The organism is Atlantibacter sp. RC6, from assembly GCF_014193285.1.
Lineage (GTDB): Bacteria > Pseudomonadota > Gammaproteobacteria > Enterobacterales > Enterobacteriaceae > Atlantibacter.
Map to the genome: position 1 here is coordinate 44,162 of NZ_JACHZE010000003.1, position 15,643 is coordinate 59,804.

Below are 15,643 nucleotides of genomic sequence, written 5' to 3' on the forward strand. Positions count from 1 at the left end.
CGGTCAGATCAGCTTATTCTGGCTGGCAAAGGCCAGTAACTCGATAAGCGTTTTGCAACCCAGCTTTTCCATCAGCCGGGTTTTATAGGTGCTGACGGTTTTCGCGCTGATATGCATCTGCTCGCCGATTTTAGTGTTATCAAAACCCTCCAGCATATAGCGCATCACTTTCATTTCCTGCGTGGAAAGCAACTCGAGCTTTTCGCGATCGCCTGGCGGTACGCCGGTAAAATCATCCAGCACGAACGGAAAATAGCTGTAGCCATTTTGCGCCGCCCGGATCGCCGCCATGATGGTGGTCATTTCTTGTTTCTTGCTGATAAAAGCGTGCGCGCCCGCTTCGGCGCTGCGTCGGCTGTAGTAACGATCGTTTTTCGCCGACACCACAATCACAATGCCGCGGTAGTACTGTTTGCGCAGTTTTTCGATCAGGTCGATACCGTTAACGCCAGGGATATCCACATCAATGACAATAATATCCGGGCGTTCGTGGCGCAGCGCGTTAAGAGCTGCCGTCCCGTCTTCGAACTCCTGGGTCACGGTAATGGCGTGCGTTTCCAGCACGCCGCGGATCGCCATACGCGCCAGAGGATGATCGTCGATAATAATGGCAGTGGTCACGGGCGACATCCTCCTTCAGGCAGGAAACGCTGGGCACGGGCAGACTTTTACTGAGCATAGCCCAAACCGCAGCGCAGACGACAGCACATTCACGCGATCAATAGCAAAAAGAGGGGGTTACAGCGCGGAAGAAAACGGCCCCCCGCGGAGGCCGTTGAGGTTAACTACCGATAATGCCGCCGTCGGCTTTGACAATCACCACGGTGGACGAGCGCGGACGGCTCGTTTTATCGCCATCAGGCCAGGTGGACACGGCGGTCGGGTTAGCCGGATCGCTGATATCATCGCCCGGTTCGCCAGGATGCTGGATATTGATAAACAGCGTGCGGTTATCCGGCGTAAAGGCGATACCGGTGATCTCGCAACCGCGTGGCCCGGTGAGGAAGCGGCGATATTCATTGGTGCCCGGTACGGTGGCGAGCATCTGGTTATTGCCCATGCCCTCGTAAGCTTTTTTATTGATGGTGCTGGACGAGACGTCGGTCTGGATCCACAGCACGCCGCGATGATCGAACGACAGGCCGTCCGGGCTGCCGAACTCCGCGCCCTTCATCGAGCCTTTTGCCTTCTCGTCGGCGCTGTCCGGCTTGCCGCCCATCACCAGGATATCCCATTTGAACGCGGTGGATGCCGGGTCACTGTTCTCTTCGCGCCAGTGCATGATATGCCCGTAGACGTTATTGGCGCGCGGGTTGGCGGCATCGACCGGCGCTTTGCCCTCTTTGCCGCGATCGCTGTTGTTGGTCAGGGTACAGTAAACGCTGCCGGCGGCGTGCGGATCGACGGCAATCCACTCCGGGCGGTCCATTTTAGTGGCGCCCACGATGTCGGCGGCGAGACGCGTTTTGATCAGCAGTTCGCCCTGGCTGGCGAACCCGTTGCTGGCATCCAGACCCGATTGCCCGTAAACCAGCGGCAGCCAGCTTCCGCTGCCGTCTTCGTTAAATTTCGCCACGTAGAGCGTCCCTTCAGAGAGCAGATCCATGGCGGCGTCGCGCTGGCTGGCGTCGTATTTATTGGCGGAAACGAACTTATAGATGTACTCGAATTTCTGGTCGTCGCCCATGTAGGCGACCACGCGATTGTCCGCCGCCAGGGTGATGGCCGCGCCTTCATGTTTGAAGCGGCCTAACGCGGTATGTTTGCGCGGCGTGGACTGCGGGTTGTACGGGTCGATTTCTACCACCCAGCCGAAGCGGTTGGGTTCGTTCGGCGTGGCGTCGACGCTGAAACGCGCATCGGCTTCGCTCCAGCGGTAGGATTCGTCGCTGTCGCTGATGCCGTAGCGTTTTTCCAGCGCGTTCGGGGCCGCTTTCTTAACGAAAATATCCGACCAGTTCTCTTCGCAGGTCAGATAGGTGCCCCAGGGCGTGTGCCCATTGGCGCAGTTCTGCATCGTGCCGAGCACTGTTTCGCCCTGCGGATCGGCGTCGGTTTTCATCAGCGCATGATTTTTTGCCGGGCCGGTAAGTTTCATCGGCGTATTCACGGTGATGCGGCGCGCGAATTCAGACGGGCGCACCACGGTCCAGTTGTCGCCCTGTTTTTTCACCTCAATCACCGAAATCCCCATGGCATTCTGCCCTTTGCGGACCTTGTCGAGGTTCCAGTTGGCGACGCCGTCTTTAAACAGCAGGCCGTTATCAATATATTCGTGGTTCATCGCCAGCAGCCCGTGGTGCGGATCGTCGCCGCCCAGCGGCAGGCTGAACCAGGCCATCCCGTCGTGATGCATGCCCGCCTGTGCGGCCTGTTCATCGGTGGTGTTGCTGCCGTCGGTTTTGAATTCCGGCAGGTTGCCCTTTAAGCCCACCGCATCGCCCCAGCGATAGAAGGGACGCGCCACGTATCCCTCCGGCACGCGCACGGTATCGTCGGTCGAGACCGCGATACTGGTGAAGCCCAGCGAGGAAGGACGCGCCATCGCGGTTTCCACCGCCCAGGCCGCGGGTGATTTCATCAGCGCCGGGAAAGAGACCGCCGCACCAGCCACCACGCCCATCTGTAAGAAACGGCGACGGCTTAAAAAGGCGTTGGCGACATCGGAAAAGACGGGGTTAGCGCTGCGGTTATTGATTTCGTCGCTGTGTTCCTGTTTAAACAGCGGCTTAAGGGGTCTGCTCATCATGGCTTCCTGTCGGTATTGGTATCAGAAGTGAGCAGTGTAAGAAGTTTTTATTACAAATTTATAACAATGAAAAAGGGGCATCGCTGCCCCTTCGGTTTTTGCACGCTTAAAAGTCGTAACTCATCGAGACTTTCAGGGTTCGCGGTTCGCCCTGGAAGATGTAGGTGCCGCCGTCATCCACGCTCGACCAGTAGTTCTCGTTGGTGACGTTATCCACGCCCACCCGCCAGGTCATTTCGTTGCGATCCTGATTCAACTGCATTTTGTAGCGAACGCCCAAATCCAGCGTGGTGTAAGCGTCGAGTTTTTTGGTGTTCGCCGCGTTGGCATATTGCGAGCCGGTACGGTTAATGCGCGCCGTGGCGGTCAGCCCCTGTACCGGCTGGATGTCATATTCCGCGCCCAGCACCATCACGTATGATGGGATGCCGATCGGATCATTGCCTTTATTGACGCCGTTTTGCGTTTTGGTCAACTCGGCGTCAATCCAGGTAGCGCTGCCGTTAACACGCAGGCCCAGCAGCGGTTCGCCGAAAACGTTCAGCTCAATGCCGCGGTTACGCTGTTCGCCGTCCATTTTCCAGGTTGGCAGCGCATTGGGATCGCTGGAGGCGACGTTAAAGCCCGACGGCTTTTTGATTTCATACAACGCCAGCGAGCCGCCGATGCGGCCATAGTCCATTTTTACGCCCACTTCGTTTTGCTTCGAGTGAACGATGTCCGTGCTTTCGCCATAGTTGGAGGTGCCTTTCGGCGCGGCCTGGCCAGGCTGTAGCGCTTCGGTATGGTTGGCGTAGAAAGAGACTTCCTCCCAGGCTTTGTACACCATGCCGTAAGTCGGCATCCAGCGGCTCTGGTCATAGCGCGAGTTGGCGGTCTCCGCGCCGGTGGCGTTACTGTAGTTGCGCACCGCCACTTTCTGATGGCGCGCCCCCAGAGTCAGCAGCAGCTTATCATCCAGCACGCCCAGGGTATCGCTCAGCAGCCAGCCCTGAGTGCGGGTGCGGCCAGTGGTGAGCGGATCGCTGTAATTACCGCCTTTCAGGTCGGCATCAGGCATCGGCACATCCTGCGGATCATAGATATTCACCGGTACCGCCGGGTTTTTCGACAGCATCGCCCATGCGATATTGTCGCGGCGCAGCAGCGCGGAGTAGCCGACGTTGACTTTATGGGAGACGAAGCCGGTATCGAAATTACCGCGAATGCCGCCCATGCCGCTGTAGGAATCGCGGATGGCGTTCGTATCCAGACGGCCAATTGTGGCGTTGCCGTTGACGTTATTTAGTTTCGGCGAACTGTAGATTCCGGTTTCATGGCTGTGCTGCATGCCGAATCCAAGATAAGTGGTCCAGTTGTCAGTCAGATCGTATTCAGCACGCGCCAGGCCGAACTCGTTTTCGATATTGCTGTAACCCCACTTCTGGGCGTAGTTACTGGTGTTGCGCGGCGGATCGGGTATGAAATCCACGGCGCTGACGTTAACGCCCACGGTGCCGCCATGGAAGGTCTTTTTCTGGTAGCCCATGTCCAGCGAGCCGCGCAGGCGTTCACCCTTATAATCCAGCCCAACAGACGCCAGGGTGGTGCGGCGCTTATCGTCCTCAATCGGGCTTTCACCTTCGCGATGCAGCAGGTTGACCCGCGCGCCAAACTGGTTGTTGTCGCCGAAGCGGCGGCCCATATCCAGCGAACCGCCCAGCTGGGAGGCGGAGGTATAATCCACGCCGACACGGGTAATCGGCGTTTCGCTGGCGTGTTTTGGCTCAAGGTTGATCATCCCGCCCACGCCGGACGAGGCTGCGCCGTTGACCAGCGCGTTAGCGCCTTTAAAGATTTCCACACGCTCAAGCATGGCGGCGTCAACGACCTGGCGCGGCACCACGCCCGCCAGCCCGCCGAAAGTCATGTCATCGCCATCCAGCTTAAAGCCGCGAATGCGGTAGGTTTCGGCGTAGTTACCGTAACCCTGCACGTTCTGCACGCCCGCGTCGTTGCTGACCACATCGGCAATGGTTTTTGCCTGCTGATCTTCTATCAGCTTCGAGGTGTAGCCAATAACGTTAAAGGGCACGTCCATGGCGCTTTGTTCACCCAGCATCCCCAGCCGCCCGCCATTGGCCATCTGGCCGTCAAGGAAAGCGGGAACCAGCTCATCACCGCCGGGCGTAAAGTCGTTCCCGGCGGCCTGGACCACAATGGTGTCTTCCTGACTTTGTTTAGCGGTTTCCGCGCTAGCCGCCTGCGCGCCCTGCACAGTCGCGCCAATCGCCAGCGCCAGTAGTGTTTTCGTTTTTATGTTCATACCTGGTGACTCAAAAATGCAAAAGAGAATGCCCTTTAACGGAGCGGTTTATTGATTCAGCGAAATTCGCACAATGCTGTCCGGGCCTTTGGTGGAGTGATCCTTGTTAAAGCCCTGTTTGACGGTGACATAGAGCGTTTGCCCGTCGGCGGATAGCAGCAGGCTGTTAGGATGCGGCGGCAGATCGAAGTGCTTTTTCACTGCATAGGTGGTGGCGTCGAGCACCAGCACTTTTCCGCTTTCACGTTGAGAGAGGTAGATTTCGTGGCGCTTCGGATTGAACTTCACGCCCAGGGTGTCGCCGGTATCCAGCTTTTTGATGGTCTTACCGGTGTGGATATCCAGCACCAGGGTGGTTTTGGCTTTGGAGTTGTCCGTCACGAACAGGCGACCCGTTTCAGGATCTTCCGCCAGGTTCAGCAACAGCGCCTTATCTACGCCGAGCGGCGCCCAGCGCTGTTCAATGCGCTGCGTTTTGGGGTTAATAACCAGGATTTCGCCGCCGCCGTTAGCCGCGTAGAGACGCTGAGTCTGTTCAGAATAATGCAGGCCGGTGACCCATTTCCCCGCGTTATCAATACGTTTTTTCAGCTTCATGGTGTTGGCGTCAACCACCCAGATCACCGCCGGATCGGCTACGCCACCTACATACAGCAGGCCATCATGCAGCAGAATTTCACGCGCGCCGTAAGGGAAGCCCTCTTTATTCCGCTCTTTAAACAGGGTACGGGTTTTCACTTTGCCGGTTGCGGTGTCCAGCGCGCTGATGCCGCCGTCCAGCGAGTTGGTGACATACAACGTGCTGCCGTCCGGAGAAATCGCCGCGCCAAAGTTTTTCAGATCGGTATGGGCTTCGCCGAGGGTTTTCAGCGTCTTCGGATCGAGCTTGTAAACCACGCCGCCCTGCACGTCTTTGAAACTTAATGCGCTGGCGACATACAGCGCGTCGCCTGCCGGAGTGATGACCATTTCATACAGGCCATTCGCCAGTTCGCGATGGTTAATATTTTGATTTTTCTCCACGGCCTGAGTGGCAGGCGCGGCGGCGGTTTGCGTGGGCTCCGCTTTATGCGCGGTGCAGCTGACCAGCGACGCGGCAACGGCAAGTGCCAGCAGAGTGTATTTGATTTTCAATGGTAGCTCCTTGCTAACCATCCTGACGCGGGCTATTACCGCAAACGACAAGCGCCAGAACAGGAAGATGTTGTGTCAACCGGTTATTACTCAACCGCTTTTAGCCCACGGTTGAGTAATACCGGTCATGTTTTAGTGATTTATTGGCCTTGTCGGAACGAGTTGTGAGGCGCACCCTCTCTCACCCAGAAAAGCAAATGAGAATTGTACGCATTTACTTTCTCATGGCAAGCGTTGCGGCCCGCGGACGGGAAATGAGGAGAATGGGGTAATGCAGAATTATCGGGCGATAAGCGCAAATAACCCGGTCATACACGGGTTATGGCTGTGATTGCAGAGAAAAGCGTTACCGGGAACGCTTCCCGGCAGCAGTATCCGCCAGGATGTTTTTTAACGGGATTTTACATAGCGCATATGCAAAAGCGGGAAAGGACGCCCCTGGCCGTCCAGCGCGGAACGCCCAATAACCTCAAACCCACAGTGTTGATAGAACGCCAGCGCCTGCGGATTTTGTTCATTGACGTCCAACTGGTTTGCGCCCTGCTCTATGGCCCACGTTAGTAACGCGCGGCCAATCCCCTTGCCCCGGCTGCGGGCATCGATAAACAGCATTTCAATCGTCTCGCCCGCCAGGCCAACAAAGCCCTGGATTTGGCCCTGCGGATCGCGGCAGACGCGTAATGTCACCATCGGGAAATAGTCAGGAATTTGGGCGCGTAGCGCAGCGATGTCCTGTTCGGAAAGAAAATCATGGGTCGCGCGCACGGCGTTTTCCCAAACGGGGATCAGAGCGGGGAATTCTTGCGGTGTAATGGTAGTAATCATAATCATCCTTAATAGTACAAGGACGAAGCATATCAGAGAAGGAATAACAGATATAAAAAAACCCGCTCAATGGCGGGTCTTTATCGCTTTATTTAACTGCTCGGGTTAAACCGTCTTCGCTATCGTAAATCAAGCGAGAGATTCAGCACTTACAGAACAACAACGTTCGCAGCAGCCGGGCCTTTAGCGCCGTTCTCGATAGAGAATTCTACTTTCTGGTTGTCTTCCAGAACTTTAAAGCCGTTAGTCTGGATTGCGGAGAAGTGTACGAACACATCTTTGCCGCCGTTGTCAGGAGTGATGAAGCCGAAGCCTTTATCAGCGTTGAACCATTTTACTAAACCAGTCATTTTATTAGACATTGATACTTCCTCGAAAAAATATAGTGCCGCTTGATGCGGATATCGTGGCTCGCGTTGCAGAATTAACTTATTTAGAAGCTTAGGAGGAGACTCACGAGAAGGGGTATCAAAGATAACGCTCTAACTGAGGACTGCTTTACTAAAACTGCTTTCATAAGGTCTGTCTGACAAACCGAGGGCAATCATACAGGGGTAGAATAGTTTAGCAAGAACTATTTTCATCTGGCCGGTTCAGCAATGATTTCCTGATGTTTCAGCGTCTCGCTTGAAATCGCGGAGCCTGATGCCAGGCCCCGCTGCGGATCAGTACTGGTTAAACAGGGTCTGGATTTGTTGCGGATCGCGGGTCTGCGTCAACGCCAGTTGCAGTAACACGCGCGCTTTTTGCGGGTTGAGCGTCCCGGAGGCGACAAAGCCATATTTAGCGTCATCCACTTCGGCATCCTGCGTAGTAGAGCCTGTCGGTACGCGCGATGAACGCACCACGGCAACGCCGTTATGTGCGGCGGTAGCCAGACTGTCAAATACGGTTTTATACAGGTTGCCGTTACCCACCCCTGCGCTGACGATGCCCTGATAACCGCCATCCACCAGCGTTTTCACCGGCAGATCCGACGCATTGGCGTAGTTATACACGATCCCAACTTTCGGCAGTTCCGTCAGGTTATTGACGTTAAATGGCGTCTGGGTAGTGTGTTTACGAGCCGGAGCACGCTGGTAATCGACTTTGCCATTATGGATATAGCCCAGCGGGCCGAAGTTGACGCCTTTAAACGTGGCGACATCGGTGGTATTGGTTTTGGTCACATCGCGTCCATCCAGTACCGTATCGTTCATCGCCACCAGCACCCCGCGATTGGCGGATTGCGGATCGGCGGCGGTAATCACCGCGTTATACAGATTGAACGGGCCGTCAGCGCTCATGGCGGTAGAAGGACGCATGGCGCCGACCATCACCACCGGCTTATTGCATTTAACCGTTAAATCCAGGAAGTACGCCGTCTCCTCCATGGTATCGGTGCCGTGAGTGATCACGAACCCATCAGTGCTGTCGCAACTGCTGTTGATCTTCTTCGCCAGCGTCAGCCAGACATCATCGTTCATATCCTGAGAGCCGATACTAACCACCTGCTCGCCTTTTATTTGCGCGATAGACTTTAATTCCGGTACGGCGTCCACCAGGTTTTCAACCGTAACTTTACCCGCCTTGTACGCAGACTGGGTGGCTGACGCCCCGCCGCCTGCGATGGTTCCGCCAGTTGCCAGAATGGTAATATGAGGTAACGCCAGCGCGGCACTGCTGCATCCCATCACAAAAGCCGCCAGAATCGTCTTTCTAAATAACGCCATGTGCACACTCTCCATCGGTTTTAGTTTGCGCGAATTATCCCTGTCGGCCAGATAAAAAATGTGACATGCCGCCCTTTGCCGAACACTTACGCTAAGGAATTTCTAAATATTAGAGATAGATACCAAAAAACGGCCAGGAAGGCGTTGTATCGGGCAGGAGAAGTTGAGCGGGAAAAACAGTACGGCTCAGCGTAATGCTGAGCCGTTAATTTTTTACGGGCGCGACTGAACCCAAAATGCGTGAATCAGGCCAGGAATATAACCCAGCAGGGTGAGGATAATATTCAGTATAAAAGCCATACCGAATCCTTTACCCAATAACACGCCTAGCGGCGGTAAAAGAATAGTAATAACGATTCTCCAGAAACCCATATTGACGTCCTTATTATGCAGGTGATTATAAAACAACATGTTTTTTAAAGTTTAGCCTGCCATTAAAAAAACGCCACTATGATGACATTACTTTACCGATACTCACCCCACCCTACACATCACATTAAAAATACGCATTCCCTGGACAGATTTAAGAATATTACTATTTAAAAGTGCGCTCCAGCCTCTATTTCAGTCAACATTCTGTATCCGAAAAAAGGTTCTCAGCCAACTGCCTTTGCCCCGCCTGTATCCCGGCCTGGTAACTGACCTCCGTCAGTAACAACACAATCCGCGACGCCAGACTGATTAATTCCGCATCAGTTAATTTATCAAACCTCACTGCCTGCGGATCGCTGAACATAGATTTAATATTTTTGAGGTCCTGGGATAATTTATGCGGAAGATCATTCTCATTCAGATTGATTAACTCGTTAAAATAAACATTAAGTAACTTTTTATTCAAAGGCGCATCTTGCATTAATTCCACTATGAGATGTGCAAGCCGCCAGCTTACAGCTTGTAAATTCATTTTTTTCCTTCCTGAAACAGTATGGCGACAGAATAAGTTAAATCGTTCCAGCTTGCTATATCTCATCGATGAGAATAATTAACGAATTAACCTAATAATATTTAAAACATTGACCACGTGAATGATTGCGTAACACCTATACGCGCTAAAAATTGCCAGAAAAAACCGGAACGACAAAAAGTGTAACCGTTTGATTAATAATAAATTTATAAGTCAGCCAATTATTTATAGCGGCAACGCGCACAAAACGTTCATTTCAGAGAATTTTATCGAAAGAAAGCCAACAAATAAAAATTAATCACTAGTTGTTAGTTTTTATCCAGCAATATAATCTATTGAAAGGCTAAATACCAAACCATATAACTGGCATGATGATGTTAATCTTCATCACGCTACTTTTACGTTAACCACTTGTTTTACAAAGGAGTGCTGACATGTTCTCGCCCCACTCGCGCCTGCGTCATGCGGCGGCGGACACTTTCGCCATGGTGGTGTATTGTTTTGCTGTGGGGATGGTTATTGAGATTTTCATCTCCGGCATGAGCTTTGAACAGTCGCTCTCTTCCCGTCTGGTATCTATTCCGGTCAACATACTGATAGCCTGGCCTTATGGCATCTACCGGGATTTCTTTATCCGTCAGGCAAGGCGCGCCAGCGCCGGAAGTTGGGCTAAGAATCTGGCGGACGTGCTGGCCTACGTGACGTTCCAGTCGCCGGTATATGCGTTAATCCTGCTGTTCGTGGGGGCAGACTGGCATCAGATGGTGGCGGCGGTGAGTTCCAACGCGCTGATCTCGATGCTGATGGGCGCGGCTTACGGCTACTTCCTGGATTATTGCCGTCGCCTGTTCCGGGTTGCTGAGGCTCAGCCGCGCGTCCAGTTGTAACGGCGGCGTTGGAAAGCGTGGGTTATTGCGGCTCGCCGAATAAACCGGAGAGATAGCGCTCCAGCGCCATGCGGGAACTAAAGCCATGCGGAATGCCATAGTGCTGCTCTGCGTCCCCACCCAGATAGAGCGGGAACTGCTGATAGTGATCGCAGGTTTTGATCTCTGAGGCTGGCTCGGCAAGGGTCTGGCTGCGTTCTTTCAGCGTGGGATGGATCACCAGTGCCGTACGGCCCATCCGCGCTTCTCGATTCACATAAACATAAGCTTCACCACGGCGATAGCCATAGGTTTTCGGCGTTACCTCTTGCATGGTAAAGCCCACTTTCTCAAGAACGCGCGCTACCTCATCGGGTCGTAAATACATTTTTTTTCCTCGTCATCTTTTCACTGCATTGCCAACCTTACAGTAAGGAGCATTAGCAACGCTTTCGGAAAAGTCCATAAACCGCCTCATAAGGCGTGACCCACCTCAACGGCAAAAAATTCTGGTCTACACTGTTAAACACAGCTAACCCATTGGGAGAATTACAATGTTTAATAAAATAAACCGTAAGCAAGTCGATGATGGCGTTCAGGAAATAAATGACGATGTAAGCCGTCTGGCTGATTCGCTTGAAGAGGTGCTGAAATCCTGGGGAAGTGATGCAAAAGATGAAGCCGAAGCGGCGCGCCGCAAAGCAAAATCCCTGCTGCGCGAAACCCGCGCTCGGATGAGTGGCCGCAATGGCGTGAGCCAGGCCGCGTGCGACGCGATGGGTTGCGCCGATACCTATGTTCGCCGCAATCCGTGGTGCAGCGTGGGCGTCGCGGCAGCGGCGGGGATCTTTATCGGCGCCCTGCTCAACTGCGGCCGCAAATAATCGCCCCTGCTCCCCACACGCCCTGGCAGCCGCCGGGGCTTTTTTTTGCCTTCACGATGCCAACCCGCTGAAATTTTCGCCGCGCCCCCCGATTCAGGAATGCATCCGCCCTCTTCGCGCCTGGCAGCTACGTTTCGGTATCAGTTAGCTAAAATAACTATATATTGTGCGGTTGAAACTAAAACGATCTACATCTAGTATTCATTACATCAACCACCCCCTATGGCTCTGCTCGTTAACTACCACGCAGCGTCATTCTAGATGGAAATACGAATCATGAGCATTACTATTTACACTCGTAACGACTGTGTTCAGTGCCATGCAACCAAACGGGCGATTGAAAGCCGGGGCCTGGAGTTTGAGCTGGTCAATCTGGATACCCAGCCGGAAGCCATTGAGGAGCTGCGCGCCCAGGGGTTTCGTCAGTTGCCGGTGGTGATCGCCGATGCGCTGAGCTGGTCGGGGTTTCGCCCGGACATGATTAACCGGCTGCGTCCAGCGCAGCAGGCGGCGAACGCATGAGCCAACTGGTCTACTTTTCCAGCCGCTCCGAAAACACCCATCGCTTTATTCAGCGCCTGGGATTGCCGGCGCTGCGCATTCCGGTCGATGGTAAAGCGCGATTAAAAGTAGACCAGCCCTACATTCTGGTGGTGCCGAGCTACGGCGGCGGCGAAACCAAAGGCGCGGTGCCGCGCCAGGTTATCCAGTTTCTCAACGATGAACAGAACCGCGCGCTATTGCGCGGCGTGATCGCGGCGGGCAATCGCAACTTCGGCGAGGCATTCTGCCGGGCCGGCGACGTGATTGCTCAAAAATGCCACGTGCCCAGGCTCTACCGCTTCGAACTCATGGGCACGATGCGCGACATCGAAAATGTGCGTAAGGGAGTGAACGAATTTTGGCAACCATAGAAAACTCACCGGCGATCTCCGGCACACCGGATTACCATGCGCTGAACGCCATGCTGAATCTGTACGATGCGCAAGGCCGCATTCAGTTTGATAAAGACAAGCAGGCGGTGGCATCGTTTATGGCGCATCACGTACTGCCCAATAGCGTGGAATTTTCCAGCCAGCAGGCGCGGCTGCGCTGGCTGGTGGAGGAGAATTACTACGATCCGGCGGTGTTAACGCGCTACCGCGAAGAGTTTGTGATCTCGCTTTTCGCCCATGCCCACAGCGCCGGTTTCCAGTTCCAGACTTTCCTCGGCGCCTGGAAGTTTTACACCAGCTATACGCTGAAAACCTTCGACGGCAAGCGCTACCTTGAGCACTTCCCGGATCGCGCCTGCATGGTGGCGTTAACCCTGGCGCAGGGCGATGAAAACCTGGCGACCGCGATGCTGGATGAGATGCTCAGCGGACGCTTCCAGCCCGCGACGCCTACCTTTCTTAACTGCGGCAAACAGCAGCGCGGCGAACTGGTTTCCTGCTTCCTGTTGCGTATCGAAGACAATATGGAGTCCATTGGCCGGGCGGTAAACTCCGCCCTGCAACTGTCAAAGCGCGGCGGCGGCGTGGCCTTTTTGCTGTCGAATTTACGCGAGGCCGGCGCGCCGATTAAGCGCATCGAGAACCAGTCATCCGGCGTGATCCCGGTAATGAAAATGCTTGAAGACGCCTTTTCCTACGCCAATCAGTTAGGGGCGCGTCAGGGCGCGGGCGCGGTATATCTGCATGCCCATCACCCGGACATTCTGCGCTTTCTGGATACCAAACGGGAAAACGCCGATGAAAAAATACGTATCAAAACGCTCTCGCTGGGCGTTGTTATTCCGGATATCACGTTCCAGCTCGCCAAACAGAACGCGCAGATGGCGCTGTTCTCGCCCTATGACGTGGAGCGCCTGTACGGCAAAGCCTTCGGGGATATCAGCATCAGCGCCATGTATGACACGCTGGTAGCCGATGACCGGGTGCGGAAAAGCTGGATCAACGCGCGCGATTTCTTCCAGACTCTGGCGGAAATCCAGTTCGAGTCGGGTTACCCCTATCTGATGTTTGAAGACACGGTCAATCGCGCCAACCCGATCGCCGGGCACATCAATATGAGCAACCTGTGCTCGGAGATTTTGCAGGTCAACAGCCCGTCGCAGTATGACGAAAATCTTGATTACGCCACGGTGGGTAAAGATATCTCCTGTAATCTCGGCTCGCTGAATATCGCCCATGCCATGGATGCGCCGGATTTTGGCCGTACCGTAGAAATGGCGGTGCGGGCGCTGACGGCGGTTTCCGATATGAGCCAGATCCGCAGCGTACCGTCAGTTGAAGCGGGCAATAATGCCTCCCACGCCATCGGTCTGGGGCAGATGAACCTGCACGGTTATCTGGCGCGGGAAGGCATCGCCTACGGTTCGCCGGAAGGGCTGGATTTCACCAATATCTACTTCTACACCGTCACCTGGCATGCGTTGCATACCTCAATGCTGCTGGCGAAAGAGCGCAACACGCGCTTTGCCGGATTCGAACAGTCGCGCTACGCCAGCGGGGAATACTTCACGCCGTATCTGGCCCAGCAGTGGCAGCCCAAAACGGCGACCGTCGCCCGGCTGTTTGCCCAGGCGGGTATCACTATCCCAACGCGGGAGATGTGGCAGCAACTGCGCGACGATGTGATGCGTTACGGTATCTACAACCAGAATTTACAGGCTATCCCGCCGACCGGGTCGATCTCATATATCAACCACGCCACGTCGAGCATTCACCCGATCGTGTCGCGCATTGAGATCCGCAAAGAGGGCAAAACGGGCCGGGTTTATTACCCCGCGCCGTTTATGACCAATGACAACGTGGCGCTGTATCAGGATGCCTACGACATCGGGCCGGAAAAAATTATCGATACCTATGCCGAGGCCACGCGCCACGTCGATCAGGGGCTGTCGCTGACGCTGTTTTTCCCGGATACCGCCACCACTCGCGATATTAACAAAGCGCAAATCTACGCCTGGAAAAAAGGCATCAAAACGCTGTATTACATCCGCCTGCGCCAACTGGCGCTGGAAGGCACCGAAATTGAGGGATGCGTCTCCTGCGCATTATAACGCCATGAAATTAAACCGAATCAGCGCCATTAACTGGAACAAAATCCAGGACGATAAAGATCTCGAGGTCTGGAACCGGCTGACCAGCAATTTCTGGCTACCGGAGAAAGTGCCGCTCTCCAATGATATTCCGGCGTGGCAGTCGCTTACCCCGCAGGAGCAGCAGCTGACGATCCGCGTATTCACCGGCCTGACGCTGCTGGATACGGTGCAAAACAGCGTCGGCGCGCCCGCGCTGATGCCCGATTCCCTGACGCCCCACGAAGAGGCGGTGCTGTCGAACATCTGCTTTATGGAAGCGGTGCACGCCCGCTCGTACAGTTCGATTTTCTCAACCCTGTGCCAGACCAAAGACGTCGATGCCGCTTACGCCTGGAGTGAGAAGAACGCGCCGCTACAGCGCAAAGCCCAGCTGATCCTCGAGCACTATCGCAGCGATTGTCCGCTGAAGAAAAAAATCGCCAGCGTATTTCTGGAGTCGTTTCTGTTCTACTCCGGTTTCTACCTGCCGATGTACTGGTCGAGCCGGGGCAAACTGACCAATACCGCCGATTTGATCCGCCTGATCATCCGCGATGAGGCGGTACACGGTTATTACATCGGCTACAAATACCAGCAGGGATTAGCCGCCCAGGACGCCGCGAAACGCGAATCGTTAAAGCATTTCGCGCTGGATTTGATGATGGATCTGTATGAAAACGAAACGGTTTACACCCACGAACTGTACCACGACGTGGGATGGGTCGACGACGTTAACGCTTTCCTGTGCTACAACGCCAACAAAGCGTTAATGAATCTTGGCTACGAGGCGCTGTTCCCGCCGGAAATGGCCGAGGTAAACCCGGCGATCCTCGCTGCGCTGTCGCCTAACGCTGATGAAAACCACGACTTTTTCTCCGGCTCCGGCTCGTCCTATGTGATGGGAAAAGCGGTGGAAACCGAAGACGACGACTGGGATTTCTGACCGGTTTTTGACATTTTTATGACGTCTTAAAACGCACGCAAATTATATTCTGATTAGCGTGCGTTTCCTGTTTTGATTACCTTCGCGCACTATCCAACAGTCGTGAATAACCCCTGGCACATTATTGACAAATAAGCCTGCCGAAAACGTCGCTTTGCGTGGCAAATTCGCTACCGAAATCAAAAAATATTCATTTTTTTCGATTCCCGCTCAGCCCTTATATCATGGGAAACTCACGCCGTTCACTCGCTGTT

16 protein-coding genes are annotated in these 15,643 nt (G+C 54.3%); 6 read left to right on the plus strand and 10 right to left on the minus strand.

Going from position 1 to position 15,643, the window contains the following annotated elements:
* Nucleotides 1-3 precede the first annotated feature (3 nt).
* The 9 genes from evgA to FHW74_RS08305 form a co-directional block, all read right to left on the minus strand.
* On the minus strand, nucleotides 4-621 hold the full coding sequence (gene evgA, locus FHW74_RS08265) for an acid-sensing system DNA-binding response regulator EvgA (protein WP_269772349.1): 618 nt from the start codon (nucleotides 619-621) through the stop codon (nucleotides 4-6).
* A gap of 160 nt (nucleotides 622-781) precedes the next feature.
* A complete protein-coding gene (locus tag FHW74_RS08270; protein ID WP_183170008.1) occupies nucleotides 782-2,746 on the minus strand; it encodes a PhoX family phosphatase in 1,965 nt (654 codons plus the stop codon).
* Nucleotides 2,747-2,855: 109 nt separating this feature from the next.
* Nucleotides 2,856-5,054, minus strand: coding sequence for a TonB-dependent siderophore receptor (locus FHW74_RS08275; protein ID WP_183170009.1), 2,199 nt, complete (start codon nucleotides 5,052-5,054; stop codon nucleotides 2,856-2,858).
* 48 nt (nucleotides 5,055-5,102) lie between these two features.
* The gene (locus FHW74_RS08280; RefSeq protein ID WP_255459888.1) at nucleotides 5,103-6,188 is read right to left on the minus strand and encodes a YncE family protein; all 1,086 of its coding nucleotides are present in this window, start codon (nucleotides 6,186-6,188) and stop codon (nucleotides 5,103-5,105) included.
* Between the two features lie 390 nt (nucleotides 6,189-6,578).
* Nucleotides 6,579-7,013, minus strand: coding sequence for an acetyltransferase (locus FHW74_RS08285; RefSeq protein WP_183170011.1), 435 nt, complete (start codon nucleotides 7,011-7,013; stop codon nucleotides 6,579-6,581).
* 149 nt (nucleotides 7,014-7,162) lie between these two features.
* Nucleotides 7,163-7,375 carry a cold shock protein CspG gene (gene cspG / locus FHW74_RS08290; protein ID WP_125294852.1) on the minus strand — a complete coding sequence of 71 codons (213 nt, stop codon included), beginning with the start codon at nucleotides 7,373-7,375 and terminating at the stop codon, nucleotides 7,163-7,165.
* 303 nt (nucleotides 7,376-7,678) lie between these two features.
* Nucleotides 7,679-8,725 (minus strand): L-asparaginase 2, encoded by a 1,047-nt coding sequence (gene ansB, locus FHW74_RS08295; RefSeq protein ID WP_183170012.1) that lies wholly within the window; start codon nucleotides 8,723-8,725, stop codon nucleotides 7,679-7,681.
* 213 nt (nucleotides 8,726-8,938) lie between these two features.
* Nucleotides 8,939-9,097, minus strand: a complete 159-nt coding sequence (locus tag FHW74_RS08300) for a YqaE/Pmp3 family membrane protein (protein ID WP_125294917.1) — start codon at nucleotides 9,095-9,097, stop codon at nucleotides 8,939-8,941.
* A gap of 196 nt (nucleotides 9,098-9,293) precedes the next feature.
* On the minus strand, nucleotides 9,294-9,629 hold the full coding sequence (locus tag FHW74_RS08305) for a hypothetical protein (protein ID WP_183170013.1): 336 nt from the start codon (nucleotides 9,627-9,629) through the stop codon (nucleotides 9,294-9,296).
* 434 nt (nucleotides 9,630-10,063) lie between these two features.
* On the opposite strand from FHW74_RS08305, the gene alaE reads away from it, so the two are divergent.
* Nucleotides 10,064-10,516: an L-alanine exporter AlaE gene (gene alaE / locus FHW74_RS08310; protein ID WP_183170014.1), complete on the plus strand. Its 453-nt coding sequence runs from the start codon at nucleotides 10,064-10,066 to the stop codon at nucleotides 10,514-10,516.
* A 22-nt stretch (nucleotides 10,517-10,538) separates the two neighbouring features.
* On the opposite strand, the gene FHW74_RS08315 is transcribed toward alaE, so the two are convergent.
* Complete coding sequence (locus FHW74_RS08315; RefSeq protein WP_183170015.1) at nucleotides 10,539-10,883, minus strand: DUF2002 family protein; 345 nt, start codon at nucleotides 10,881-10,883, stop codon at nucleotides 10,539-10,541.
* A 166-nt stretch (nucleotides 10,884-11,049) separates the two neighbouring features.
* Between FHW74_RS08315 and FHW74_RS08320 the strand changes: the two genes are divergently transcribed.
* The 5 genes from FHW74_RS08320 (at nucleotide 11,050) to nrdF (ending at nucleotide 15,389) form a co-directional block, all read left to right on the plus strand.
* A complete protein-coding gene (locus FHW74_RS08320; protein ID WP_183170016.1) occupies nucleotides 11,050-11,379 on the plus strand; it encodes a DUF883 family protein in 330 nt (109 codons plus the stop codon).
* A 276-nt stretch (nucleotides 11,380-11,655) separates the two neighbouring features.
* Nucleotides 11,656-11,901 carry a glutaredoxin-like protein NrdH gene (nrdH, locus tag FHW74_RS08325; RefSeq protein WP_183170017.1) on the plus strand — a complete coding sequence of 82 codons (246 nt, stop codon included), beginning with the start codon at nucleotides 11,656-11,658 and terminating at the stop codon, nucleotides 11,899-11,901.
* Nucleotides 11,898-12,293 carry a class Ib ribonucleoside-diphosphate reductase assembly flavoprotein NrdI gene (gene nrdI / locus FHW74_RS08330; RefSeq protein WP_183170018.1) on the plus strand — a complete coding sequence of 132 codons (396 nt, stop codon included), beginning with the start codon at nucleotides 11,898-11,900 and terminating at the stop codon, nucleotides 12,291-12,293. The genes nrdH and nrdI overlap by 4 nt, the downstream gene beginning before the upstream one ends.
* Nucleotides 12,281-14,425: a class 1b ribonucleoside-diphosphate reductase subunit alpha gene (gene nrdE, locus FHW74_RS08335; protein WP_183170019.1), complete on the plus strand. Its 2,145-nt coding sequence runs from the start codon at nucleotides 12,281-12,283 to the stop codon at nucleotides 14,423-14,425. Before nrdI ends, nrdE begins: the two co-directional genes overlap by 13 nt.
* A gap of 4 nt (nucleotides 14,426-14,429) precedes the next feature.
* Entirely contained in the window at nucleotides 14,430-15,389 is a 960-nt protein-coding gene (gene nrdF / locus FHW74_RS08340; protein WP_183170020.1) for a class 1b ribonucleoside-diphosphate reductase subunit beta, read from the plus strand.
* Nucleotides 15,390-15,643 lie beyond the last annotated feature (254 nt).

Excerpts from the sequence above, each read along its gene's own strand:
- FHW74_RS08270 (WP_183170008.1), bottom strand. The coding sequence starts at position 2,746 with ATGAGCAGACCCCTTAAGCCGCTGTTTAAACAGGAACACAGCGACGAA.
- FHW74_RS08275 (WP_183170009.1), bottom strand. The coding sequence starts at position 5,054 with ATGAACATAAAAACGAAAACACTACTGGCGCTGGCGATTGGCGCGACT.
- FHW74_RS08285 (WP_183170011.1), bottom strand. The coding sequence starts at position 7,013 with ATGATTACTACCATTACACCGCAAGAATTCCCCGCTCTGATCCCCGTT.
- cspG (WP_125294852.1), bottom strand. The coding sequence starts at position 7,375 with ATGTCTAATAAAATGACTGGTTTAGTAAAATGGTTCAACGCTGATAAA.
- ansB (WP_183170012.1), bottom strand. The coding sequence starts at position 8,725 with ATGGCGTTATTTAGAAAGACGATTCTGGCGGCTTTTGTGATGGGATGC.
- FHW74_RS08300 (WP_125294917.1), bottom strand. The coding sequence starts at position 9,097 with ATGGGTTTCTGGAGAATCGTTATTACTATTCTTTTACCGCCGCTAGGC.
- FHW74_RS08305 (WP_183170013.1), bottom strand. The coding sequence starts at position 9,629 with ATGAATTTACAAGCTGTAAGCTGGCGGCTTGCACATCTCATAGTGGAA.
- alaE (WP_183170014.1), top strand. The coding sequence starts at position 10,064 with ATGTTCTCGCCCCACTCGCGCCTGCGTCATGCGGCGGCGGACACTTTC.
- FHW74_RS08315 (WP_183170015.1), bottom strand. The coding sequence starts at position 10,883 with ATGTATTTACGACCCGATGAGGTAGCGCGCGTTCTTGAGAAAGTGGGC.
- FHW74_RS08320 (WP_183170016.1), top strand. The coding sequence starts at position 11,050 with ATGTTTAATAAAATAAACCGTAAGCAAGTCGATGATGGCGTTCAGGAA.
- nrdH (WP_183170017.1), top strand. The coding sequence starts at position 11,656 with ATGAGCATTACTATTTACACTCGTAACGACTGTGTTCAGTGCCATGCA.
- nrdI (WP_183170018.1), top strand. The coding sequence starts at position 11,898 with ATGAGCCAACTGGTCTACTTTTCCAGCCGCTCCGAAAACACCCATCGC.
- nrdF (WP_183170020.1), top strand. The coding sequence starts at position 14,430 with ATGAAATTAAACCGAATCAGCGCCATTAACTGGAACAAAATCCAGGAC.